This window comes from Enterobacter sp. JH25, from assembly GCF_021725435.1.
GTDB lineage: Bacteria > Pseudomonadota > Gammaproteobacteria > Enterobacterales > Enterobacteriaceae > Enterobacter > Enterobacter intestinihominis.
Map to the genome: position 1 here is coordinate 177,409 of NZ_CP091319.1, position 23,242 is coordinate 200,650.

At 57.6% G+C, this 23,242-nt stretch carries 22 protein-coding genes; 16 read left to right on the top strand and 6 right to left on the bottom strand.

Translation table 11 applies throughout. The features are described from left to right. Positions 1 to 98: 98 nt before the first annotated feature. The gene (gene cyaA, locus L2Y28_RS00880; RefSeq protein ID WP_022646660.1) at positions 99 to 2,642 is read left to right on the top strand and encodes a class I adenylate cyclase; all 2,544 of its coding nucleotides are present in this window, start codon (positions 99 to 101) and stop codon (positions 2,640 to 2,642) included. A 465-nt stretch (positions 2,643 to 3,107) separates the two neighbouring features. Here cyaA and cyaY read toward each other — a convergent pair whose 3' ends face one another. Then, positions 3,108 to 3,428, bottom strand: coding sequence for an iron donor protein CyaY (gene cyaY, locus L2Y28_RS00885; RefSeq protein WP_006812374.1), 321 nt, complete (start codon positions 3,426 to 3,428; stop codon positions 3,108 to 3,110). Between the two features lie 135 nt (positions 3,429 to 3,563). On the opposite strand from cyaY, the gene L2Y28_RS00890 reads away from it, so the two are divergent. The 8 genes from L2Y28_RS00890 (at position 3,564) to corA (ending at position 10,495) form a co-directional block, all read left to right on the top strand. Next, positions 3,564 to 3,767 (top strand): lipoprotein, encoded by a 204-nt coding sequence (locus L2Y28_RS00890; RefSeq protein WP_003860815.1) that lies wholly within the window; start codon positions 3,564 to 3,566, stop codon positions 3,765 to 3,767. 35 nt (positions 3,768 to 3,802) lie between these two features. After that, positions 3,803 to 4,627, top strand: a complete 825-nt coding sequence (gene dapF, locus L2Y28_RS00895) for a diaminopimelate epimerase (RefSeq protein WP_022646661.1) — start codon at positions 3,803 to 3,805, stop codon at positions 4,625 to 4,627. Next, a complete protein-coding gene (locus L2Y28_RS00900; RefSeq protein WP_022646662.1) occupies positions 4,624 to 5,331 on the top strand; it encodes a DUF484 domain-containing protein in 708 nt (235 codons plus the stop codon). The genes dapF and L2Y28_RS00900 overlap by 4 nt, the downstream gene beginning before the upstream one ends. After that, entirely contained in the window at positions 5,328 to 6,230 is a 903-nt protein-coding gene (gene xerC / locus L2Y28_RS00905) for a tyrosine recombinase XerC (protein WP_022646663.1), read from the top strand. Before L2Y28_RS00900 ends, xerC begins: the two co-directional genes overlap by 4 nt. Then, positions 6,230 to 6,946 carry a 5-amino-6-(5-phospho-D-ribitylamino)uracil phosphatase YigB gene (gene yigB / locus L2Y28_RS00910; protein WP_022646664.1) on the top strand — a complete coding sequence of 239 codons (717 nt, stop codon included), beginning with the start codon at positions 6,230 to 6,232 and terminating at the stop codon, positions 6,944 to 6,946. The genes xerC and yigB overlap by 1 nt, the downstream gene beginning before the upstream one ends. A 79-nt stretch (positions 6,947 to 7,025) precedes the next feature. Further along, positions 7,026 to 9,188 carry a DNA helicase II gene (gene uvrD, locus L2Y28_RS00915; RefSeq protein WP_017383586.1) on the top strand — a complete coding sequence of 721 codons (2,163 nt, stop codon included), beginning with the start codon at positions 7,026 to 7,028 and terminating at the stop codon, positions 9,186 to 9,188. Between the two features lie 149 nt (positions 9,189 to 9,337). After that, positions 9,338 to 9,394: a YsgD/CorL family protein gene (gene ysgD, locus L2Y28_RS00920; protein ID WP_212743980.1), complete on the top strand. Its 57-nt coding sequence runs from the start codon at positions 9,338 to 9,340 to the stop codon at positions 9,392 to 9,394. 150 nt (positions 9,395 to 9,544) lie between these two features. Further along, positions 9,545 to 10,495: a magnesium/cobalt transporter CorA gene (corA, locus tag L2Y28_RS00925; protein ID WP_003860807.1), complete on the top strand. Its 951-nt coding sequence runs from the start codon at positions 9,545 to 9,547 to the stop codon at positions 10,493 to 10,495. Positions 10,496 to 10,538: 43 nt separating this feature from the next. On the opposite strand, the gene rarD is transcribed toward corA, so the two are convergent. Beyond that, on the bottom strand, positions 10,539 to 11,435 hold the full coding sequence (gene rarD / locus L2Y28_RS00930) for an EamA family transporter RarD (protein WP_022646665.1): 897 nt from the start codon (positions 11,433 to 11,435) through the stop codon (positions 10,539 to 10,541). Positions 11,436 to 11,486: 51 nt separating this feature from the next. Beyond that, positions 11,487 to 11,954 carry an acyl-CoA thioesterase YigI gene (gene yigI / locus L2Y28_RS00935; protein WP_006812366.1) on the bottom strand — a complete coding sequence of 156 codons (468 nt, stop codon included), beginning with the start codon at positions 11,952 to 11,954 and terminating at the stop codon, positions 11,487 to 11,489. 160 nt (positions 11,955 to 12,114) lie between these two features. On the opposite strand from yigI, the gene pldA reads away from it, so the two are divergent. From pldA to rhtC, 3 genes are all read left to right on the top strand, one after another. Beyond that, entirely contained in the window at positions 12,115 to 12,984 is an 870-nt protein-coding gene (gene pldA / locus L2Y28_RS00940) for a phospholipase A (protein WP_022646666.1), read from the top strand. Positions 12,985 to 13,074: 90 nt separating this feature from the next. Beyond that, positions 13,075 to 14,904, top strand: coding sequence for an ATP-dependent DNA helicase RecQ (recQ, locus tag L2Y28_RS00945; protein ID WP_032622062.1), 1,830 nt, complete (start codon positions 13,075 to 13,077; stop codon positions 14,902 to 14,904). A gap of 61 nt (positions 14,905 to 14,965) precedes the next feature. Beyond that, positions 14,966 to 15,586, top strand: coding sequence for a threonine export protein RhtC (gene rhtC / locus L2Y28_RS00950; protein WP_006179256.1), 621 nt, complete (start codon positions 14,966 to 14,968; stop codon positions 15,584 to 15,586). Here rhtC and rhtB read toward each other — a convergent pair. After that, positions 15,583 to 16,203: a homoserine/homoserine lactone efflux protein gene (gene rhtB / locus L2Y28_RS00955; protein ID WP_006812363.1), complete on the bottom strand. Its 621-nt coding sequence runs from the start codon at positions 16,201 to 16,203 to the stop codon at positions 15,583 to 15,585. The two genes, rhtC and rhtB, sit on opposite strands and share 4 nt — an antisense overlap. Before the next feature lie 111 nt (positions 16,204 to 16,314). Here rhtB and pldB point away from each other — a divergent pair, with 111 nt between their 5' ends. From pldB to L2Y28_RS00970, 3 genes are all read left to right on the top strand, one after another. Beyond that, positions 16,315 to 17,307, top strand: a complete 993-nt coding sequence (pldB, locus tag L2Y28_RS00960; RefSeq protein ID WP_022646668.1) for a lysophospholipase L2 — start codon at positions 16,315 to 16,317, stop codon at positions 17,305 to 17,307. A 31-nt stretch (positions 17,308 to 17,338) separates the two neighbouring features. Beyond that, on the top strand, positions 17,339 to 18,139 hold the full coding sequence (gene yigL / locus L2Y28_RS00965) for a sugar/pyridoxal phosphate phosphatase YigL (protein ID WP_022646669.1): 801 nt from the start codon (positions 17,339 to 17,341) through the stop codon (positions 18,137 to 18,139). An 82-nt stretch (positions 18,140 to 18,221) separates the two neighbouring features. Continuing rightward, positions 18,222 to 19,121, top strand: coding sequence for a carboxylate/amino acid/amine transporter (locus L2Y28_RS00970; protein WP_003860795.1), 900 nt, complete (start codon positions 18,222 to 18,224; stop codon positions 19,119 to 19,121). Here the strand turns inward: L2Y28_RS00970 and metR are convergent. Then, the gene (metR, locus tag L2Y28_RS00975) at positions 19,009 to 19,962 is read right to left on the bottom strand and encodes an HTH-type transcriptional regulator MetR (protein WP_015570000.1); all 954 of its coding nucleotides are present in this window, start codon (positions 19,960 to 19,962) and stop codon (positions 19,009 to 19,011) included. The genes L2Y28_RS00970 and metR overlap by 113 nt on opposite strands. 115 nt (positions 19,963 to 20,077) lie before the next feature. On the opposite strand from metR, the gene metE reads away from it, so the two are divergent. Next, on the top strand, positions 20,078 to 22,339 hold the full coding sequence (metE, locus tag L2Y28_RS00980) for a 5-methyltetrahydropteroyltriglutamate--homocysteine S-methyltransferase (RefSeq protein ID WP_022646670.1): 2,262 nt from the start codon (positions 20,078 to 20,080) through the stop codon (positions 22,337 to 22,339). A 47-nt stretch (positions 22,340 to 22,386) separates the two neighbouring features. On the opposite strand, the gene L2Y28_RS00985 is transcribed toward metE, so the two are convergent. Beyond that, on the bottom strand, positions 22,387 to 23,193 hold the full coding sequence (locus L2Y28_RS00985; RefSeq protein ID WP_022646671.1) for a dienelactone hydrolase family protein: 807 nt from the start codon (positions 23,191 to 23,193) through the stop codon (positions 22,387 to 22,389). Between the last annotated feature and the right edge of the window lie 49 nt (positions 23,194 to 23,242).

Here is a 23,242-nt window from a genome sequence, read left to right on the forward strand (position 1 = left end):
GCGAAAAAGGGTAACGGTTATTTTTTGAAATACTGCGGGTCCGCTGCTTGTTCTGTTTTGACTGGCGTGCGACACCCGGAAACATCAGGCGATACGTCTTGTACCTCTATATTGAGACTCTGAAACAGAGACTGGATGCCATCAATCAATTGCGTGTGGATCGCGCGCTTGCTGCCATGGGCCCTGCTTTCCAGCAGGTATACAGTCTACTGCCGACATTGTTGCACTATCACCATCCGCTAATGCCGGGTTACCTCGATGGTAACGTTCCCCAGGGCATTTGCCTCTTCACGCCTGATGAAACCCAACAGCACTATCTGACTGAACTTGAGCTTTACCGTGGTATGCCGCCGCAGGTTTCGCCGAAAGGCGAGCTGCCGATTACCGGGGTTTACTCCATGGGCAGCACGTCATCGGTTGGGCAAAGTTGTTCTTCTGACCTGGATATCTGGGTCTGCCATCAGTCCTGGCTCGACAATGAAGAGCGCCAGCTGTTGCAGCGTAAATGCAGTCTGCTGGAGAGCTGGGCGGCGTCGCTCGGCGTGGAAGTGAGCTTCTTCCTGATTGATGAAAACCGTTTCCGCCATAACGAAAGCGGCAGTCTGGGTGGTGAAGACTGCGGCTCGACTCAGCACATTCTGTTGCTGGATGAGTTTTACCGTACTGCGGTTCGCCTGGCCGGAAAACGTATTCTGTGGAATATGGTGCCGTGCGATGAAGAAGAGAATTATGACGACTACGTCATGTCGCTTTACTCGCAGGGCGTACTGACGCCAAACGAGTGGCTGGATCTGGGCGGTCTGAGCTCCCTGTCCGCCGAAGAGTACTTTGGTGCAAGCCTCTGGCAGCTCTATAAGAGCATTGATTCACCGTACAAAGCGGTGCTGAAAACCCTGCTGCTGGAAGCCTACTCCTGGGAATACCCCACCCCGCGTCTGCTGGCGAAAGATATTAAGCAGCGTCTGCACGACGGGGAGATCGTCTCCTACGGGCTTGATGCCTACTGCATGATGCTGGAACGCGTCACCGAATACCTGACGGCCATTGATGACGCTACGCGTCTTGACCTGGTGCGTCGATGTTTCTATCTCAAAGTCTGTGAAAAACTGAGCCGCGAGCGCGCCTGCGTTGGCTGGCGCCGTGAAGTGGTCAGCCAGTTAGTCAAAGAGTGGGGATGGGACGAAGCGCGTCTCGCCATGCTTGACAACCGCGCCAACTGGAAAATCGATCAGGTGCGCGAGGCGCACAACGAGCTGCTTGATGCGATGATGCAGAGCTACCGCAACCTGATCCGCTTTGCCCGCCGTAACAACCTTAGCGTTTCTGCCAGCCCACAGGATATCGGGGTGCTGACCCGTAAACTGTACGCCGCGTTTGAAGCGTTGCCGGGCAAGGTAACGCTGGTGAACCCACAGATTTCGCCTGACCTGTCTGAACCGAATCTGACCTTTATCTACGTGCCGCCGGGCCGCGCAAACCGCACCGGGTGGTATCTGTACAACCGTGCGCCAAGCATGGATTCGATCATCAGCCATCAGCCGCTGGAGTATAACCGCTACCTTAACAAGCTGGTGGCCTGGGCCTGGTTTAACGGCCTTCTCACCTCACGCACCCGGTTGTTTATCAAGGGCAACGAGGTGGTCGATTTAGCCAAGTTGCAGGAGATGGTGGCTGATGTCTCGCACCACTTCCCACTGCGTCTGCCTGCGCCGACGCCAAAAGCGCTCTACAGCCCGTGTGAGATTCGCCATCTGGCGATCATCGTCAACCTGGAATACGACCCGACGGCGGCCTTCCGCAATCAGGTGGTTCACTTTGACTTCCGTAAACTGGACGTCTTTAGCTTCGGTGAGCAGCAAAACTGCCTGGTGGGCAGCGTGGATCTGCTGTACCGCAACTCGTGGAACGAAGTGCGTACCCTGCACTTTAACGGCGAGCAGGCGATGATCGAGGCGCTGAAAACGATCCTCGGCAAGATGCACCAGGACGCCGCGCCGCCGGACAGCGTGGAGGTGTTCTGCTACAGCCAGCACCTTCGCGGCCTGATTCGTACCCGCGTGCAGCAGCTGGTGTCTGAGTGCATCGAATTGCGTCTTTCCAGCACCCGGAATGAAACCGGACGCTTTAAAGCGCTGCGCGTCTCCGGCCAGACCTGGGGGCTGTTCTTTGAGCGCCTGAACGTGTCGGTGCAGAAGCTGGAGAACGCCATTGAATTCTACGGCGCGATTTCACACAACAAACTGCATGGCCTGTCGGTTCAGGTGGAAACCAACCACGTTAAGCTGCCGCAGGTGGTGGATGGCTTTGCGAGTGAAGGGATTATTCAGTTCTTCTTCGAGGAGTCGGGCGATAACGCCGGGTTTAATATCTACATTCTGGATGAAACCAACCGTGCCGAGGTGTATCACCACTGTGAAGGCAGCAAAGAGGAGCTGGTGCGCGACGTCAGCCGGTTCTATTCATCCTCGCACGATCGCTTTACCTACGGCTCAAGCTTTATCAACTTCAACCTGCCGCAGTTCTACCAGATTGTGAATGTGGATGGACGAGCGCAGGTGATCCCGTTCCGTACGCAGGCGATTACCCCTGCGGTGCCCGCTAACCAGGAAACTGCGCCGCTGTTGCAGCAGTATTTCTCCTGAACCTTTTCGCCGGGTGGCGCTAACGCTTACCCTGCCTACGGTCCGAGCCGCTGTTGCCGGGTGGCGCTAACGCTTACCCGGCCTACGGTCTGAGCTGCTGTTGCCGGGTGGCGCTAACGCTTACCCGGCCTACGGTCCGAGCTGCTGTTGCGGTTGGCGCTCACGCTTACCCGGCCTACGGTCCGAGCCGCTGTTGCCGGGTGGCGCTAACGCTTACCCGGCCTACGGTCCGAGAAGCTGTTGCCGGGTGGCGCTAACGCTTACCCGGCCTACGGTCCGAGCTGCTGTTGCGGTTGGCGCTAACGCTTACCCGGCCTACGGTCCGAGCTGCTTTTGCCGGGTGGCGCTAACGCTTACCCGGCCTACGGTCCGAGCCGCTGTTGCCGGTTGGCGCTCACGCTTACCCGGCCTACGATTCGAGCCGTTGTAGGCCCGGTAAGGCGTAGCCGCCACCGGGCAACAAAACTACCTGAAACTCACTGCCTCACCCGCCTGCGCCGTCGCCGCCTGCTCCAGCAGATCCCAGAACGTTTCGCCGCTGCGGTCGCAGACCCACTCGTCACCTTTCAGATCAAAGTGATAGCCGCCCTGTTTCGCCGCCAGCCACACCTGGTGAAGCGGCTCCTGACGGTTAATAATAATCTTGCTGCCGTTTTCGAAGCTTAAGGTCAGGATCCCGCCGTTGATTTCACAATCGATATCGCTGTCGCCGTCCCAGTCGTCGATACGCTCTTCGATGGTCATCCACAGGGTATCGGCAAGGCGATGAAATTCACTGTCGTTCATGGTTTTATTCCTGTTTTTCGTGATGGCGGCAGTATAACGCTAAATAATTCCCGTTGCAGGAAAGCGGCAAACTCTTGCTTTTGTGTCTTCTCCTGCGATGATAGAAACAGATTTGAACTTACGGGCAACCTCTACATGAAAAACGTCTTCCGAACGCTTGTCGTTCTTGTCACTCTGTTTAGCCTGACCGGCTGTGGACTGAAGGGACCATTGTACTTCCCGCCAGAGGATAAAAACGCACCACCGCCGACAAAACCAGTGCAAAGTGGTATCGAGTCATCTACGCCGGATACCAACGATCGCGGCAATAACGGCGGCCCGACTCAGGTCAATCTCTGACGATTACGTTCTGTACCCGCGCAATGGAGCAAATGATGCAGTTCTCTAAAATGCATGGCCTTGGCAACGACTTTATGGTCGTCGACGCGGTAACGCAGAATGTCTTTTTCTCCCCGGAACTGATCCGTCGCCTGGCGGATCGACACGTGGGCGTGGGGTTTGACCAGCTGCTGGTGGTGGAGCCGCCTTACGATCCTGACCTGGACTTCCACTATCGCATTTTTAACGCCGACGGCAGCGAAGTTTCCCAGTGCGGCAACGGCGCGCGCTGTTTTGCCCGCTTTGTTCGGCTGAAAGGGCTGACCAACAAGCGCGATATCCGCGTCAGCACCGCCAACGGCCGGATGGTGCTCAGCGTCACCGACGACGAACTGGTGCGCGTGAACATGGGCGAGCCGAACTTCGAACCCTCTGCCGTGCCGTTTCGCGCCAACAAAGCGGAAAAGACCTATATTATGCGTGCCGCCGAGCAGACAGTATTGTGCGGCGTCGTCTCGATGGGTAACCCGCACTGCGTGATTCAGGTAGATGATGTGCAAACCGCGGCGGTTGAAACGCTCGGCCCGGTGCTGGAAAGCCACGAGCGCTTCCCGGAGCGGGCGAACATCGGTTTCATGCAGGTGGTGAAGCGTGAACACATTCGCCTGCGGGTTTACGAGCGCGGCGCGGGCGAAACCCAGGCCTGCGGAAGCGGTGCCTGTGCGGCGGTGGCCGTCGGTATCTCACAGGGGTTACTGGCGGAAGAGGTTCGCGTGGAATTACCGGGCGGGCGTCTTGATATCGCCTGGAAAGGAGCGGGTCATCCACTGTACATGACTGGCCCGGCGACACATGTTTATGACGGGTTTATCCATCTATGAAGCAACCAGGGGAAGAACTGCGGGAACCTGTAACGGAGCTGGACGACAGCGCTGTTGTGGATTACCTGCTGCACAATCCTGAGTTTTTTATCCGCAATGCACGCGTCGTCGAAAGGATGCGCGTGCCGCATCCGGTTCGCGAGACCGTGTCGCTGGTTGAATGGCACATGGCGCGCTCGCGCAACCACATCAATCAGCTCGAAGAGAACATGACGCTGCTGATGGAGCAGGCCAGCACTAACGAAAGCCTGTTCTATCGTCTTCTGCACCTTCAGGCGCGTCTGGCTTCCGCGCACAGTCTCGAAGAGTTCCTCAACCGCTTCCATCGCTGGGCGCGCGAGCTGGGGCTGGCAGGCGCGACGATCCGTCTCTTCCCTGACCGCTGGCGCATTGGCGCGCCGTCCGGGTTTACCCATCTGGCGCTGAGCCGTCAGGCGTTTGAACCGCTGCGCATTCAGCGTCTGGGCCATGAGCACCACTATCTGGGGCCGCTTAACGGGCCAGAACTGCTGGTGGTGCTGCCGGAAGCCAAAGCTATCGGCTCGGTGGCGATGTCGCTGATGGGGCGCGATGGTGACCTGGGCGTGATGTTATTTACCAGCCGCGACGCGCATCATTATGAACAGGGGCAGGGTACGCAACTGTTGCAGGAGATCGCCCTGATGCTGCCTGAGCTGCTGGAGCGCTGGATTGAGCGCGTATGACGGACGGACTGCTCGCCACTGACGTCACCCGTTTTCTGCGCTATCTTGGCGTAGAACGCCAGCTTAGCCCTATTACGCTGCTCAACTATCAGCGTCAGCTTGATGCCATCATGCAGATTGCCGATGAAATCGGTCTTAAAAGCTGGCAACAATGTGACGCCGCCACGGTTCGCGGCTTCGTTGTGCGTAGCCGTAAAAAAAACTTAAGCCCGGCGAGCCTGGCGCTCCGGCTCTCTGCCCTGCGCAGTTTCTTCGACTGGCTGGTCAGTCAGGGCGGTCTGAAAGCCAACCCGGCAAAAGGGATCGCCACGCCAAAGGCCCCGCGTCATCTGCCGAAAAATATCGACGTCGACGACGTAAACCGCCTGCTGGATATCGATCTTAACGATCCGCTGGCCGTGCGCGACCGCGCGATGCTGGAGGTGATGTACGGCGCGGGCCTGCGTCTCTCTGAGCTGGTGAACCTCGACTTAAAGCACCTCGATCTGGAATCTGGCGAAGTGTGGGTGATGGGCAAGGGCAGCAAAGAGCGCCGCCTGCCGATCGGCCGCAATGCGGTCTCCTGGATTGAGCACTGGCTGGATCTGCGCGGTCTGTTTGGCGCGGAAGAGGATGCGCTGTTCCTGTCGAAGCTCGGCAAGCGGATCTCGGCGCGTAACGTGCAGAAGCGCTTTGCGGAGTGGGGCATTAAGCAGGGGCTGAACAGCCACGTTCACCCGCATAAGCTGCGCCACTCTTTTGCGACGCACATGCTGGAATCAAGCGGCGACCTGCGCGGCGTACAGGAGCTGCTTGGTCACGCGAATCTGTCGACCACCCAAATCTATACCCACTTAGACTTCCAACACCTTGCCTCGGTGTATGACGCGGCGCATCCACGCGCCAAACGGGGGAAATAATGCGTTTTTACCGCCCACTCGGTCAGATCTCAGCCCTGACGTTTGATCTTGATGACACCCTTTACGACAACCGCCCAGTGATCCTGCGTACCGAGCAGGAGTCGCTGGCGTTTGTGCAAAACTACCATCCTGCGCTGAAAGCGATCCAGAACAAAGAGTTCCAGAAGCTGCGTCAGTCCCTGCGGGAAACCGAGCCGGAAATTTATCATGACGTGACCGAATGGCGCCGCCGTGCGGTTGAGCAGGCGATGCTCAATGCCGGCCTGAGCGCGCAGGACGCGGCCATGGGTGCTGAAGCGGCCATGGAAAACTTCGCCAAATGGCGCAGCCGAATCGACGTGCCGCAGGAGACCCACGACACGCTGGCGAAGCTCGCCGAAAAGTGGCCGCTGGTCGCCATTACCAACGGCAACGCTCAGCCTGAACTGTTTGGTCTGGGGAACTATTTTCAGTTCGTGCTGCGCGCGGGCCCGCACGGACGCTCGAAGCCGTTCAACGATATGTATCATCTGGCAGCGGAAAAACTGGATTTGCCGCTCGGTGAGATCCTGCACGTGGGCGACGACCTGACCACGGACGTCGCCGGGGCGATCCGCTGCGGCATGCAGGCCTGCTGGATCAAGCCGGAAAATGCCGATCTGATGACTACCCCGGATAGTCGTCTTCTGCCGCACGTGGAAATTTCACGGTTGGCATCCCTCACGACGCTGATATAATCATCAATTGTTCTGTATAAATTAACAGGGTTTTGGCGAATGGAAACATTTGCCCGCCCGACATGACGTGACGGTGCCAATGGACGTTTCTTACCTGCTCGACAGCCTTAATGACAAACAGCGTGACGCGGTTGCCGCCTCGCGTACAAACCTGCTGGTACTGGCTGGAGCGGGCAGTGGTAAGACGCGCGTACTGGTTCACCGTATCGCCTGGCTACAGAGCGTGGAGAACTGCTCGCCGTACTCGATTATGGCCGTGACGTTCACCAACAAGGCGGCGGCGGAGATGCGCCACCGTATCGCACAGCTAATGGGCACCAGCCAGGGCGGCATGTGGGTTGGCACCTTCCACGGCCTGGCGCATCGTCTGCTGCGCGCGCACCATATGGACGCTAACCTGCCGCAGGATTTCCAGATCCTCGACAGCGAAGACCAGCTGCGCTTACTGAAACGTCTGATCAAGGCGATGAACCTCGACGAGAAGCAGTGGCCGCCGCGTCAGGCGATGTGGTACATCAACGGTCAGAAAGACGAAGGGCTGCGTCCGCACCACATTCAAAGCTTCGGTAACCCGGTTGAGCAGACCTGGCAGAACGTCTACAAGGCCTATCAGGAAGCGTGCGATCGCGCTGGTCTGGTGGATTTCGCCGAACTGCTGCTTCGCGCCCACGAGCTGTGGCTGAACAAACCACATATCCTGCAACACTACCGTGAACGCTTCACCAACATTCTGGTGGACGAATTCCAGGATACCAACAACATTCAGTACGCGTGGATCCGCCTGCTGGCCGGGGATACCGGCAAGGTGATGATCGTGGGCGATGACGACCAGTCTATCTACGGCTGGCGCGGCGCGCAGGTGGAGAACATCCAGCGCTTTCTCAACGATTTCCCCGGCGCGCAAACCATCCGTCTGGAGCAGAACTACCGTTCTACCAGCAACATACTGAGCGCGGCCAACGCCCTGATTGAGAACAACAACGGGCGCCTGGGTAAAAAGCTGTGGACCGATGGCGTCGACGGCGAACCGATTTCGATTTACTGCGCCTTCAACGAGCTCGACGAAGCCCGCTTCGTGGTGAACCGCATTAAAACCTGGCAGGAGAACGGCGGTGCGCTGGAGCAGTGTGCCATTCTCTATCGCAGCAACGCCCAGTCGCGCGTGCTGGAAGAGGCGCTGTTACAGGTGAGCATGCCGTACCGCATTTATGGCGGTATGCGCTTCTTCGAACGTCAGGAGATCAAAGATGCGCTCTCGTATTTGCGTCTGATTGCCAACCGTAACGACGATGCGGCGTTTGAGCGCGTGGTGAACACGCCGACGCGTGGCATCGGCGATCGTACGCTGGACGTGGTGCGTCAGGCCTCGCGCGATCGTCAGCTCACGCTATGGCAGGCATGCCGCGAGCTGTTACAGGAAAAAGCACTCGCCGGGCGCGCCGCCAGCGCATTGCAGCGCTTCCTGGAGTTAATCGACGCGCTGGCGCAGGAAACGGCCGACATGCCGCTGCACGTCCAGACCGACCGGGTAATCAAAGATTCCGGCCTGCGCACCATGTACGAGCAGGAAAAAGGCGAGAAGGGCCAGACTCGTATTGAGAACTTAGAGGAGCTGGTGACGGCAACGCGCCAGTTCAGCTACAACGAAGAAGACGAAGACCTGATGCCGTTGCAGGCATTCCTCTCTCACGCCGCGCTGGAGGCGGGTGAAGGGCAGGCCGATACCTGGCAGGATGCGGTTCAGCTGATGACCCTGCACTCCGCGAAAGGTCTGGAGTTCCCGCAGGTGTTCATCGTCGGGATGGAAGAGGGGATGTTCCCGAGCCAGATGTCGCTGGATGAAGGCGGGCGTCTGGAAGAGGAGCGTCGTCTGGCCTACGTGGGCGTGACCCGTGCGATGCAGAAACTGACCCTGACCTACGCGGAAACCCGCCGCCTGTACGGGAAAGAGGTGTATCACCGTCCGTCGCGCTTTATCGGCGAACTGCCGGAAGAGTGTGTGGAAGAGGTGCGCCTGCGCGCAAGCATCAGCCGTCCGGTCAGTCATCAGCGTATGGGCTCGCCAATCTCGGAAACCGATACCGGATACAAGCTGGGCCAGCGCGTGCGCCACTCGAAGTTTGGCGAAGGCACCATCGTCAATCTGGAAGGCAGCGGCGAGCACAGCCGTTTGCAGGTAGCGTTCCAGGGGCAGGGGATCAAATGGCTGGTGGCAGCCTATGCCAAGCTGGAAAGTGTGTAACTTTCAGAAAAATATCACTATTTTGTAATAATCTGCTAGCCTTATACGTTGAAGGTCAATTAATGCCCTTCAGCGTTCCGTTGCGTGTTGACGCCACAGTTATTGCTGGCGTAACATGCGCGCACGATTACGCTAAGAGGACATTCGCCTTGGACACACCCAGTAGATACTGGCTCAATTCCCTGTCATCCAGGAACAACTCCTAAGGCTATCTCCTCTTGCTGATGGCCTTAGTGGTTGTCAGCGACTGCATCATTCCCGTCGCGCTGAGTCAGGCTGTTTAATGGTCTGAAACCCAATTTGTTTCTGTGTGCCCACCGAACTGTCCGATATTTTTTGCATTGGGAGTCCCGGTCATGTTGAGCGCATTTCAACTCGAAAATAACCGACTGACTCGGCTTGAAGCCGAAGAGTCACAGCCCCTCATTGATGCCGTATGGGTGGATCTGGTCGAGCCGGACGACGATGAGCGCCTTCGCGTACAATCTGAACTGGGGCAAAGCCTGGCGACACGCCCGGAACTGGAAGACATCGAAGCATCCGCCCGTTTTTTTGAAGACGAAGACGGCCTGCACATTCACTCCTTCTTCTTCTTCGAAGATGCCGAAGACCACGCGGGGAACTCCACCGTGGCGTTTACCATCCGCGATGGCCGCCTGTTCACCCTGCGCGAGCGCGAACTGCCTGCGTTTCGTCTCTACCGCATGCGCGCCCGCAGCCAGGCGATGATGGACGGTAACGCCTATGAGCTGCTGCTGGATCTGTTCGAAACCAAAATCGAACAGCTGGCGGATGAAATCGAAAACATCTACAGCGACCTGGAAAAGCTGAGCCGCGTGATCATGGAAGGCCATCAGGGCGATGAGTACGACGAAGCGTTGTCCACGCTGGCAGAGCTGGAAGATATCGGCTGGAAGGTGCGTTTGTGTCTGATGGATACCCAGCGCGCGCTGAACTTCCTGGTGCGCAAGGCGCGTCTGCCGGGCGGTCAGCTGGAGCAGGCGCGTGAGATCTTACGCGATATTGAATCCCTGCTACCGCACAACGAATCCCTGTTCCAGAAGGTCAACTTCCTGATGCAGGCGGCAATGGGCTTTATCAACATCGAGCAGAACCGCATCATCAAGATCTTCTCGGTGGTTTCCGTGGTGTTCCTGCCGCCGACGCTGGTGGCATCCAGCTACGGGATGAACTTTGAGTTTATGCCGGAGCTGAAGTGGAGCTTTGGCTACCCGGGGGCGATTATCTTTATGATCCTCGCCGGGCTGGCGCCGTACCTGTACTTCAAGCGGAAGAACTGGTTGTAAAAATCAGGCGGGTGGCGGTGCGCTTACCCGCCCTACAAAGCACCTAAATTCCTCTGCGAGTCCTGCGCTGGGTATAAATTGCATCCGCAACGAAAATCGCCAGCGCCACCCAGATAAAGGCAAACGTCACCATCTTATCCGCACCCGGCACCTCGCCGTAAAACACCACCGCCAGCAGGAACATCAGCGTCGGGCCGATGTACTGGAAGAAGCCAAGCGTCGAGAGACGCAGACGCGTTGCCGCGCCGGTGAAGCACAGCAGGGGAATCGTCGTGACCACGCCTGCCGCCATCAGCATCAGGTTCAGCGACCATGGGTTGCTGCCCATGTGGCTGGTGGCGCTGTCGGCAATACCGAACAGGTAGATCGCGGCGACAGGCAGCAGCCACAGGGTTTCAAACAGCATTCCCGTCTGCGCTTCCACGGCGATTTTTTTACGCACCAGGCCGTAGAAGGCAAAGCTGAACGCCAGCCCCAGGGCGATAACCGGCAGTGAGCCGAAGGTCCACAGCTGTACCAGCACGCCGCAGAAGGCCAGAATCACTGCCACCCACTGCATCCGGCGGAAACGTTCGCCGAGGAAAATCATCCCCAGCACGATGTTCACCAGCGGGTTAATGAAGTACCCCAGGCTCGCTTCGAGCATGTGATGGTTATTCACCGCCCAGATAAACAGCAGCCAGTTTCCGCCAATCAGCACCGCAGAGAGGGCAAGCAGGAAGACCTTCTTCGGGGTTTTCAGTAGCGTTTTGACGCCTGACCACTGACGGCTGATGCTCATCAGCGCGATCATAAAGAAAAACGACCAGATGACGCGGTGAGTGAGGATCTCGTCCGCCGGGACATAGGCGATAAGCTTGAAGTACGCCGGCGCGATACCCCAAATAGAATAAGCGGCAAGGGCGAGTAAAACGCCCTGCCGCGTCTGTTTAGCATCCATCGGGAAAATCCGTTACAAAAAAGTGAAGTAATTTTACCCGAATTTGCCGCCTCAACCCACCATATAAGTGGCGGTTGCGCTGGCGATATAAACCTGCTCCTCGTTATGCAGCTCAACGCGGGCGACGGCAACTTTATTCCCGGCGCGCAGCAGGCTGCTGGTGCAGGTGAAGCGGTTTCCGCGTCCCGGTCGCAGATAGTCGACGCGTAAATCGATGGTGCCCATGCGCGACAGGCGCTGGCGTAATTCATCTTCGTTGATGGTGTCATGGCGCGTCAGCGTGCTGCCCACGCACACCAGACCGGCCGCCACGTCCAGCGCAGAGGCAATCACCCCGCCGTGCAAAATGCTTTGCGCCCAGTTACCGACCATCATTGGCTGATTATTGAAACTCAGCTGAGCGAAGTCTTTTTCGTATCGCTCCAGCTCAAGACCCAGTGCACGGTTGAATGGCATGTGATACACAAAAATCTCGCCCACGAGCTTTAAGGTTTCTTCGGCGGTGAGTGTGGCTGACATCTGACGTGGCATCCTTGTTGTTAACAAAATGTTGATTTTATGCTTCAGGATAAAGGAATGCCACTTTAAGAAACGAGGAAGCGGAAGTTATCGCAGAAGTCTGTAGAATGCCCGGACAAAACTATTCATTAAATGTCACAATTTCAGGAGAACACCACCGATGCGGACGTATCTGGGTTGGTTACTGGCGGCGGTTGCGCTGCCCCTCACAGCATATGCGCAGGAAGCGACGATCAAAGAAGTGCATGATAAACCTGCCGTTCAGGGCAGCATCATCGCCAATATGCTTCAGGAGCATGACAATCCGTTCACGCTCTACCCCTATGACACAAACTACGTGATCTATACCCAGACCAGCGATCTCAACAAAGAGGCGATAAGCTCCTATAACTGGTCTGACAATGCGCGTAAAGATGAGGTGAAGTTCCAGCTCAGCCTGGCCTTCCCGTTATGGCGCGGCATCCTGGGGCCGAACTCGGTGCTTGGTGCATCTTACACGCAGAAGTCATGGTGGCAGCTCTCCAACAGCGGGGAATCTTCACCGTTCCGCGAAACCAACTATGAACCGCAGCTGTTCCTCGGTTTCGCCACTGATTATGAGTTTGCAGGCTGGACGCTGCGCGACGTGGAGGTGGGCTATAACCACGATTCCAACGGTCGTTCCGACCCAACCTCACGCAGCTGGAATCGCGTCTATACGCGTCTGATGGCGCAGAACGGCAATTTCATGGTGGAAGTGAAGCCGTGGTACGTGGTGGGCAGCACCGATGACAACCCGGATATCACCAAATACATGGGCTATTATCAGCTTAAAGTGGGCTATCAGCTGGGTGACGCGGTGCTGAGCGCCAAAGGGCAGTACAACTGGAATACCGGCTACGGCGGCGCAGAGCTGGGCCTGAGCTATCCGGTGACGAAGCACGTTCGTCTCTATACCCAGGTGTATAGCGGTTATGGCGAATCGCTGATTGACTATAACTTCAACCAGACCCGCGTTGGTGTGGGCGTCATGCTGAACGATATTTTCTAAGCTGCTCGAATGTTTTTGCGTTAAACGTTGAAGTTTCTCTCTCAGGCGCTGAAAATAGCGCCTGTTTCATTTCTGGCATATGGGGTTAACGTGGCGCAGGCGGAAGTATTGAATCAGGAATCGCTGGCTAAACAGGTTTTGCATGAAACCTTTGGCTACCAGCAGTTCCGTCCTGGCCAGGAAACCATCATTGAAACCGTGCTGGAAGGCCGCGATTGCCTGGTGGTCATGCCGACCGGCGGCGGAAAATCGCTCTGCTATCAGGTGCCCGCGCTGGTACTTAATGGCCTGACGGTTGTGGTCTCCCCCCTTATTTCCCTGATGAAAGACCAGGTCGACCAGCTGCTTGCCAACGGCGTGGCGGCGGCCTGTCTTAACTCGACGCAAACCCGCGAGCAGCAGCAAGAGGTGATGGCCGGGTGCCGCACCGGGCAGATCCGCCTGCTGTATATCGCGCCAGAGCGTCTGATGCTGGACAACTTCCTCGATCACCTGGCGCACTGGAACCCGGTGCTGCTGGCGGTGGATGAAGCGCACTGTATCTCCCAGTGGGGGCACGATTTCCGCCCGGAATATGCCGCCCTCGGCCAGCTGCGTCAGCGCTTCCCTGAGCTGCCGTTTATGGCGCTTACCGCCACGGCGGATGACACCACGCGTCTGGATATCGTTCGCCTGCTGGGGCTGAAAGACCCCTATATTCAGGTCAGCAGCTTCGACCGGCCGAACATCCGCTATATGCTGATGGAAAAATTCAAGCCGCTGGATCAGCTCCTGCGCTACGTGCAGGAGCAGCGCGGCAAGTCCGGCATCATCTACTGCAACAGCCGCGCGAAGGTGGAAGACACCGCTGCGCGTCTGCAAAATCGCGGCTTTAGCGCGGCGGCATACCATGCCGGGTTAGAAAACCACATCCGCGCCGACGTACAGGAAAAATTCCAGCGCGACGACCTGCAAATCGTGGTCGCAACGGTGGCGTTCGGGATGGGGATCAACAAGCCCAACGTGCGCTTTGTGGTGCACTTTGATATCCCGCGCAATATCGAATCCTATTATCAGGAAACCGGCCGCGCCGGGCGTGATGGCCTGCCTGCGGAAGCGATGCTGTTTTACGATCCGGCGGATATGGCGTGGCTGCGCCGCTGTCTCGAGGAGAAACCGCAGGGGCAGTTGCAGGATATCGAACGCCACAAGCTTAACGCGATGGGTGCCTTCGCCGAAGCGCAAACCTGCCGCCGTCTGGTACTGCTCAACTACTTTGGTGAAGGGCGACAGGCGCCGTGCGGCAACTGCGATATCTGCCTCGACCCGCCGAAGCAGTACGACGGTCTGATGGACGCGCGCAAAGCGCTCTCGACTATCGGACGCGTTAACCAGCGCTTTGGGATGGGCTACGTCGTTGAAGTGCTGCGCGGGGCTAACAACCAGCGTATCCGCGATATGGGTCACGACAAGCTGCCGGTTTACGGCATCGGGAAAGACCAGAGCCACGAGCACTGGGTAAGCATCATCCGCCAGCTGATCCATCTCGGCTTTGCCACGCAAAATATTGCCCAGCACTCTGCGCTTCAGCTTACCGAAGCGGCGCGACCGGTCCTGCGCGGTGAGGTTGAACTGAAGCTCGCCGTTCCGCGCGTCGTCGCCCTGAAGCCGCGCGTGATGCAGAAATCCTACGGCGGCAACTACGATCGCAAGCTGTTCGCCAAGCTGCGCAAGCTGCGTAAAGCCATTGCCGATGAAGAGAACATCCCGCCATACGTGGTGTTCAATGACGCGACGCTGATCGAGATGGCCGAGCAAATGCCACTCAGCGCCAGCGAGATGCTCAGCGTCAACGGCGTCGGCACGCGCAAACTGGAGCGCTTTGGTAAAGAGTTTATGGCGCTTATCCGTTCCCACGCTGATGGTGAGGATGAGGAGTAGTCAGCCGGGCGAAAAAGTGCCAGGATGATGACTCACTACATTATTTCCCCGCGAGCTAATTATGTTAATGCTATTTCTCACCGTGGCGTTAGTGCACATCGTTGCGCTGATGAGCCCTGGCCCTGACTTCTTCTTCGTGTCACAAACGGCCGTCAGCCGCTCCCGCAAAGAGGCGATGATGGGTGTGCTCGGTATCACCATGGGCGTTATGGTCTGGGCGGCGGTTGCGCTGCTTGGTCTGAACCTGATCCTGGCGAAAATGGCGTGGCTGCATAACATCATCATGGTTGGCGGCGGTCTGTACCTGTGCTGGATGGGCTACCAGATGCTGCGCGGGGCGCTGAAGAAAGAAGAGAAAAAGCCGGAAGAGCCAAAGGTTGAGCTGGCAACGGGCGGCCGTAGCTTTGTGAAAGGGCTGCTGACTAACCTGGCGAACCCGAAAGCGATTATTTACTTCGGCTCTGTGTTCTCGCTGTTTGTGGGGGATAACGTCGGTGCGGGCGCGCGCTGGGGGATCTTCCTGCTAATCGTTGTTGAGACGTTCGCCTGGTTTACCGTTGTGGCAAGCCTGTTTGCTTTACCGGCGATGCGTCGCGGCTACCAGCGCATCGCGAAGTGGATCGACGGCTTTGCCGGCGCACTGTTCGCCGGCTTCGGCATTCATCTCATCATTTCTCGCTAAGCATGACGCGCTGACGCAAGCAGCGCGCCAACCAGCATAAACAGCGAACCAAAGACTTTGTTCAGGGCCTTCATCTGCTTAGGCCCTTTGATCCACGCCGCAATTCGCTGCGCCAGCGTCGCGTAACCAATCATCACAATGATATCGACAATAATGGTGGTCGCGCCCAGCACCACGTACTGCATCACCTGGGGCTGATGCGGCACGATAAACTGCGGGAACAGGGCGGCGAGGAACACAATGCTTTTCGGGTTGGTCAGGTTAACGAATACCGCGCGCTTAAACAGGTGGCCGCGTGTTTGCGTCCGGGAGAGCGTATGCAGATCAATCGAGCCTGCGGCGCGCCACTGCTGAATGCCCAGCCAGATAAGATACGCTGCGCCAGCCCATTTCAGCACTTCGAAGGCCAGCACCGAACGGGAGAACAGCGTGCCCAGACCAATCCCCACCAGCACAATGTGAATGCCAAGCCCTGTCTGTAAACCGGCAATTGACGCCGCCGCGCCGCGATAGCCGTGATTAATGGAGGTGGTCATGGTGTTGATTGCGCCCGAGCCAGGTGAAAGGCTGAGGATGATGGATGTCAGCAGGTAAGCGAACCACCACTCGAAGGTCATTTGAAACTCCCGGATCGTCTGTTTTTATGCCACAATACGCTATTGTTGAGTCATTTTGTGACCGGTGACGAAAAAAACGATATTCCCTGAATTACGGGGGGTGGAAACCCAATGTTTCAGCAGAAAAAGGACTGGGAAACACGAGAAAACGCATTTGCTGCTTTCTCCATGGGGCCGCTGACCGATTTCTGGCGCCAGCGTGAGGAAGATGAGTTTATGGGCGTCGGGGATATCCCGGTACGCTTCGTTCGTTTCCATGATGAAAAAAATGACCGGGTGATTGTGGTTTGCCCCGGGCGCATCGAAAGCTATATCAAATATGCCGAGCTGGCGTATGACCTGTTCCATCTGGGCTTTGATGTGTTAATTATCGACCATCGCGGGCAGGGGCTTTCCGGCCGGATGCTGCCGGATACCCATCGCGGCCACGTGGATAACTTCAGCGATTACGTCGACGATCTGGCCGCGTTCTGGCAGCAGGAAGTGCAGCCCGGACCGTGGCGCAAGCGTTATATTCTTGCCCACTCCATGGGGGGCGCGATCTCGACGTTGTTTTTGCAGCGCCATAAGCACCAGTGCGACGCCATTGCGCTGACCGCGCCGATGTACGGCATTGTGATACGTTTTCCTGACTGGATGGTGCGCCATCTTCTCGACTGGGCTGAGGGCCATCAGCGCATTCGTGAAGGCTATGCTATCGGAACAGGACGCTGGCGGGCGTTGCCGTTTGCCATCAACGTGTTAACCCACAGTCGGCAGCGTTATCGCCGCAACCTGCGTTTTTATGCCGATGAACCGCGTCTGCGGGTCGGCGGCCCCACCTGGCACTGGGTGCGGGAAGGTATTCATGCCGGTGAGCAGGTGCTGGCGGGCGTAGGCGATGATGACACGCCGACGCTCCTGATCCAGGCGGAAGAAGAGCGTGTGGTGGATAACCGCATGCATGACCGCTATTGTGAACTTCGCGCCGCGGCGGGCCATCCCTGTGAAGGGGGTAAACCGCTGGTCATCAACGGTGCGTACCATGAGATCCTTTTTGAAAAGGACGCTATGCGCTCAGTCGCGCTCAACGCCATTGTTGAATTTTTCAACAGGCATAACTGATTATTGTTTTCCACCAGAGGTTGAAATCCCTATGTACCAGGTTGTTGTATCTGATTTAGATGGCACGCTGCTTTCCCCCGACCACACACTGTCGCCTTATGCGAAAGAGACCTTAAAACTCCTGACTGCCCGTGGCGTGAACTTTGTGTTCGCCACCGGCCGCCACCACGTGGACGTGGGGCAGATCCGCGATAACCTGGAGATCAAGTCGTACATGATCACCTCCAACGGTGCGCGCGTACACGACACGGACGGCAACCTGATTTTTACCCACAATCTCGATCGCGACATCGCCACTGATTTGTTCGGCATTGTGCATAACAACCCGGATATCGTCACTAACGTTTACCGCGACGACGAGTGGTTTATGAACCGTCATCGCCCGGACGAAATGCGTTTCTTCAAGGAAGCCGTCTTCAACTACTCCCTGTATGAACCGGGTTTGCTGGATCCTGAAGGGATCAGCAAGGTGTTCTTTACCTGCGAAAGTCACGAAGCGCTGCTTCCGCTGGAGCAGGCGATCAACGCCCGCTGGGGAGACCGCGTGAACGTGAGCTTCTCCACGCTGACTTGTCTGGAAGTGATGGCGGGCGGGGTGTCCAAAGGTCACGCGCTGGAAGCGGTCGCGAAGCGTCTGGGCTTTGATCTGAAAGACTGCATCGCGTTCGGCGATGGCATGAACGATGCCGAGATGCTCTCCATGGCGGGCAAAGGCTGCATCATGCAGAACGCGCACCAGCGCCTGAAAGATCTGCACCCGGAGCTGGAAGTGATTGGCACCAACGCAGACAACGCGGTACCTAAGTATTTGCGCAAACTGTTCCTTGAATAATCTTCATTTGATTATTTATTGTTCAGATGTCAACTAAAGAGTTCGCTACAATGCCTCTCCTTCTTTCTGAGAGACAAGCATTGTGGCGCTACTCATTATCACCACTATCCTGTGGGCCTTCTCCTTTAGCCTGATTGGCGAATACCTTGCCGGATCGGTCGACAGCTACTTTTCGGTGCTGATGCGTGTGGGGCTGGCGGCGCTGGTGTTCCTGCCGTTCCTGCGTACCCGCGGGCAATCGCTGAAAACCATTCTGCTGTACATGCTGGTAGGCGCAATGCAGCTCGGCATCATGTACCTGTTCAGCTTCCGGGCTTACGTCTACCTCTCCGTATCGGAATTTCTGCTCTTTACCGTGCTCACGCCGCTCTATATCACGCTGATTTACGACCTGCTCAGCAGGCGCCGCCTGCGCTGGGGATATCTGCTGAGCGCGGCGCTGGCAGTCATTGGCGCGGCGATAATTCGCTATGACAAGGTGAGCGATCACTTCTGGACCGGGCTGATGTTCGTCCAGCTCGCCAATATCAGCTTCGCCATCGGGATGGTGGGCTACAAACGCCTCATGGAGACCCGCCCGATGCCGCAGCATAACGCGTTTGCGTGGTTCTATATGGGCGCAGCGATTGTCGCGATTGCGGCATGGTTTATGCTCGGCAACCCGCAAAAGCTGCCGACCACCCCCGTGCAGTGGAGCGTTCTGGTCTGGCTGGGCGTGGTGGCCTCGGGGCTGGGCTACTTTATGTGGAACTACGGCGCGACGCAGGTAGACGCCGGAACGCTGGGGATCATGAACAACGTGCACGTGCCGGCGGGGCTACTGGTGAACCTCGCCATCTGGCAGGAACAGCCGCACTGGCCGAGTTTCCTTATTGGGGGAACGGTGATCCTGGCTTCGCTGTGGGTACATCGCCGCTGGGTCGCTCCGCGCTCCGCACAAACGGAAGATGGTCGCACGCGTGGTTCCGCGCTGAGCGAATAAACGCTTCCGTAATCGGCTGACGCTGCTCGCCGTCGCGCACGGCGGCGTACAGCCGGCTCCACAGTCCTTCACCCAGGGTTTTGGTAACCACCAGACCCTGGCGTTCAACCGTCTCGACCACCCAGTGCGGCAGCGCCGCAATTCCCATTCTGGCCGCCACCATCTGAATTAACAGCAGCGTGTTATCCACGCTTTTCAGCTGTGGGCTGATGCCCGCGGGTTGCAGGAAATGGCGCCAGATATCCAGACGACTGCGCTGTACCGGGTAAATCAGCAGCGTCTCCGTTGCCAGATCTTCCGGCGTGATACGCGTTTTGGCGGCCAGCGGATGGTCCGGGGCCAGCACCAGACGCACCTCAAAATCAAACATTGGCGAATAGTGCAGACCGCTGCGCGGCAGAATATCTGAGGTCATCACCAGATCCAGCTCACCCTGCTGAAGCGACGGCTGCGGATCAAACGTGACGCCGGACTTGAAGTCCATCTCCACCTGCGGCCACTTCTGGCGGAAGTTCTCAAGCGCGGGGGTCAGCCACTGAATACAGCTGTGACACTCAATGGCGATGCGCAGGGTGGTCTGCTGCGGCTCGTTGCAGGACTGCAACGCGCTGGCAATCTGCGGCAGCACCTGGTTCGCCAGCTGAAGCAAAATTTCGCCCTGCGGCGTAAAGCGCAAAGGCTGGCTCTTACGCACAAAAAGACGAAAGCCGAGGCGTTGTTCCAGATCGCTGAACTGGTGAGAAAGGGCAGACTGAGTCTGGTGCAGCGTGGCCGCTGCCGCCGCAAGAGAACCGCAGTTCCGCAACGCTTGTAGCGTTTTCAGGTGTTTTATCTCGATCATGAAAGTCCTTCACTTCGCCATGAACATTTTGCGCTTGAGGAATATACAGTACCTGCCAATTATAGATGTGTAAACATCTGGACGTCTAAATAACGAATTTCACAAGGGGCATACCATGACAATCCGCATTCACACTCTCGGTTTCCCTCGCGTTGGCCTGCGTCGCGAGCTAAAAAAAGCGCAAGAAAGCTACTGGGCAGGTAACGCCACCCGTGAAGAACTGCTGGCGGTGGGACGTGAGCTGCGCGCGCGTCACTGGGATCAGCAAAAACAGGCGGGCATTGACCTGCTGCCGGTGGGCGATTTCGCCTGGTACGACCATGTTCTGACCACCAGCCTGCTGCTTGGCAACGTGCCGGCTCGTCATCAGAACAACGATGGATCGGTGGATATCGATACCCTGTTCCGCATCGGCCGTGGCCGCGCGCCAACGGGTGAGCCAGCGGCGGCGGCGGAAATGACCAAGTGGTTCAACACCAACTATCACTATATGGTGCCGGAGTTCGTTAAAGGCCAGCAGTTCAAACTGACCTGGACCCAGCTTCTGGATGAAGTGGACGAAGCGCTGGCGCTGGGTCACCAGGTGAAACCCGTGCTGCTGGGGCCGATAACCTACCTGTGGCTGGGCAAAGTGAAAGGCGAACAGTTCGACCGCCTCAGCCTGCTGAACGACATTCTGCCGGTTTATAAGCAGGTGCTGATTGAGCTGGGCAAACGCGGCATTCAGTGGGTGCAAATCGATGAACCGGCGCTGGTGCTTGAGCTGCCGCAGGCGTGGCTGGACGCCTTCAAACCGGCGTATAACGCGCTCACCGGGCAGGTGAAGCTGCTGCTGACCACCTACTTCGAAGGCGTAACGCCGAACCTGAAAACCATTACCGCGCTGCCGATTCAGGGTCTGCACGTTGACCTCGTTCACGGCAAAGACGATGTAGCAGAGTTGCACAAGCGTCTGCCAGTGGGCTGGCTGCTCTCTGCCGGTCTGGTGAATGGTCGTAACGTCTGGCGTGCCGATCTCACCGAGAAATATGCACAAATTAAAGACATAGTCGGTAAACGTGAATTGTGGGTGGCCTCTTCCTGTTCCCTGCTGCATAGCCCGATTGACCTGAGCGTGGAGACCCGACTCGACCCTGAGGTGAAAAGCTGGTTTGCCTTCGCCCTGCAAAAGTGTGAGGAACTGGCTCTGCTGCGCGACGCGTTGAACAGCGGCGACACGGCAGCGATTAGCGACTGGAGCGCTCCGATCCAGGCGCGCCGTCACTCGACGCGCGTGCATAACCCGGCAGTGGAAAAACGTCTGGCGGCCATCACCGCCCGGGACAGCCAGCGCCAGAGCCCGTATGAAGTGCGCGCCGAAGCCCAGCGTGCGCGCTTTAACCTGCCCGCGTGGCCGACCACGACAATCGGCTCCTTCCCGCAGACTACCGAGATCCGCAGCCTGCGCCTGGACTTCAAAAAGGGCAATCTGGATGCGAATCACTACCGCACCGGTATTGCGGAACACATCAAACAGGCGATTATCGAGCAGGAACGTTTAGGTCTGGACGTGCTGGTGCACGGTGAAGCCGAGCGTAACGACATGGTGGAATACTTCGGTGAGCACCTGGACGGGTTTGTCTTTACCCAGAACGGTTGGGTGCAGAGCTACGGCTCCCGCTGCGTGAAGCCGCCGGTGGTAATCGGCGACGTCAGCCGCCCGGAAGCGATTACCGTGGAGTGGGCGAAGTATGCCCAGTCTCTGACCGACAAACCGGTAAAAGGCATGCTGACGGGTCCGGTGACCATTCTCTGCTGGTCGTTCCCGCGTGAAGACGTAACCCGGGAAACCATCGCCAAACAGATCGCCCTGGCGCTGCGCGATGAAGTTGCGGATCTGGAAGCGGCCGGGATTGGCATCATTCAGATCGACGAACCTGCGCTGCGTGAAGGTTTGCCGCTGCGTCGCAGCGACTGGGATGCTTACTTACAGTGGGGCGTGGAGGCGTTCCGCCTCAACGCGGCTGTCGCGAAGGACGATACGCAGATCCACACCCACATGTGTTACTGCGAATTTAACGACATCATGGACTCCATTGCCGCGCTCGACGCCGATGTGATCACCATCGAGACCTCGCGTTCAGACATGGAACTGCTGGAGTCGTTCGAAGAGTTCGACTACCCGAACGAAATCGGGCCGGGCGTGTACGACATTCACTCCCCGAATGTGCCAAGCGTGGAGTGGATTGAATCGCTGCTGCAAAAAGCGGCCCAGCGCATCCCGGCGGAACGTCTTTGGGTAAACCCGGACTGCGGCCTGAAAACCCGTGGCTGGCCTGAAACCCGCGCGGCGCTGGCGAACATGGTGCAGGCGGCGCAGAATTTGCGTCAGGCTTGATGAAATGTAGGCCCGGTCAGGCGTAGCCGCCACCGGGCTTTTTGCTTTTACGCTTTTTTCCCGCCGTACTGGCTAAACCATGTCAGCATCCGCTGCCAGCCATCTTTCGCCGATTCCGCATGATAGCTCGGACGATAATCGGCATTAAAGGCGTGCCCGGCTTCCGGATACACCACAATTTCCGCCTTCGCGTTTGCTGCGCGCAACGCATGGCGCATGGTCTCGACCGTATCAAGCGGGATCCCGGTATCCTGACCGCCATAGAGCCCCAACACAGGCGCATTTAAATCCGTGGCAATATCAACAGGTTGCTTCGGTGAATTCAGCGTTTTTTCACCCACCAGCTTGCCGTACCAGGCCACAGCCGCTTTTAGCTGCGGGTTATGCGCGGCGTACAACCAGCTAATGCGTCCGCCCCAACAGAAGCCAGTCACCATCAGACGGTGCGGGTCGCCACCGTTGCGCGCTGCCCAGCTGGCAACGTGGTCGAGATCGGCCAGCACCTGCGCGTCCGGCACTTTGCTGACCAGGTTGCTGAACAGCGTCGGGATGTCGCTGTAATCATTCGGATCGCCCTGACGGAAATAGAGTTCCGGCGCAACGGCCAGGTAACCTTCCAGCGCCAGACGGCGGCAGAGGTCGCGAATATGTTCATGAACGCCAAATATTTCCTGCACCACGATCACGATGGGCAGCGGGCCATCGGCAGATTTTGGCCGCGCGTGGTACGCTGGCATGTTCTCTCCCTGGGAGGGAATGGAGGTCTCGCCTGCGGTAATGGCCTCTTCAGGGGTTGAGACGATGGTTGAAGCATGCGGGGCCGCAGCAGGTGCAAAACCGGTTTTTTCAGTCATGGCATTCTCCGTACCAATGAATGGATTAGCGCAAAGATAAATATAGACA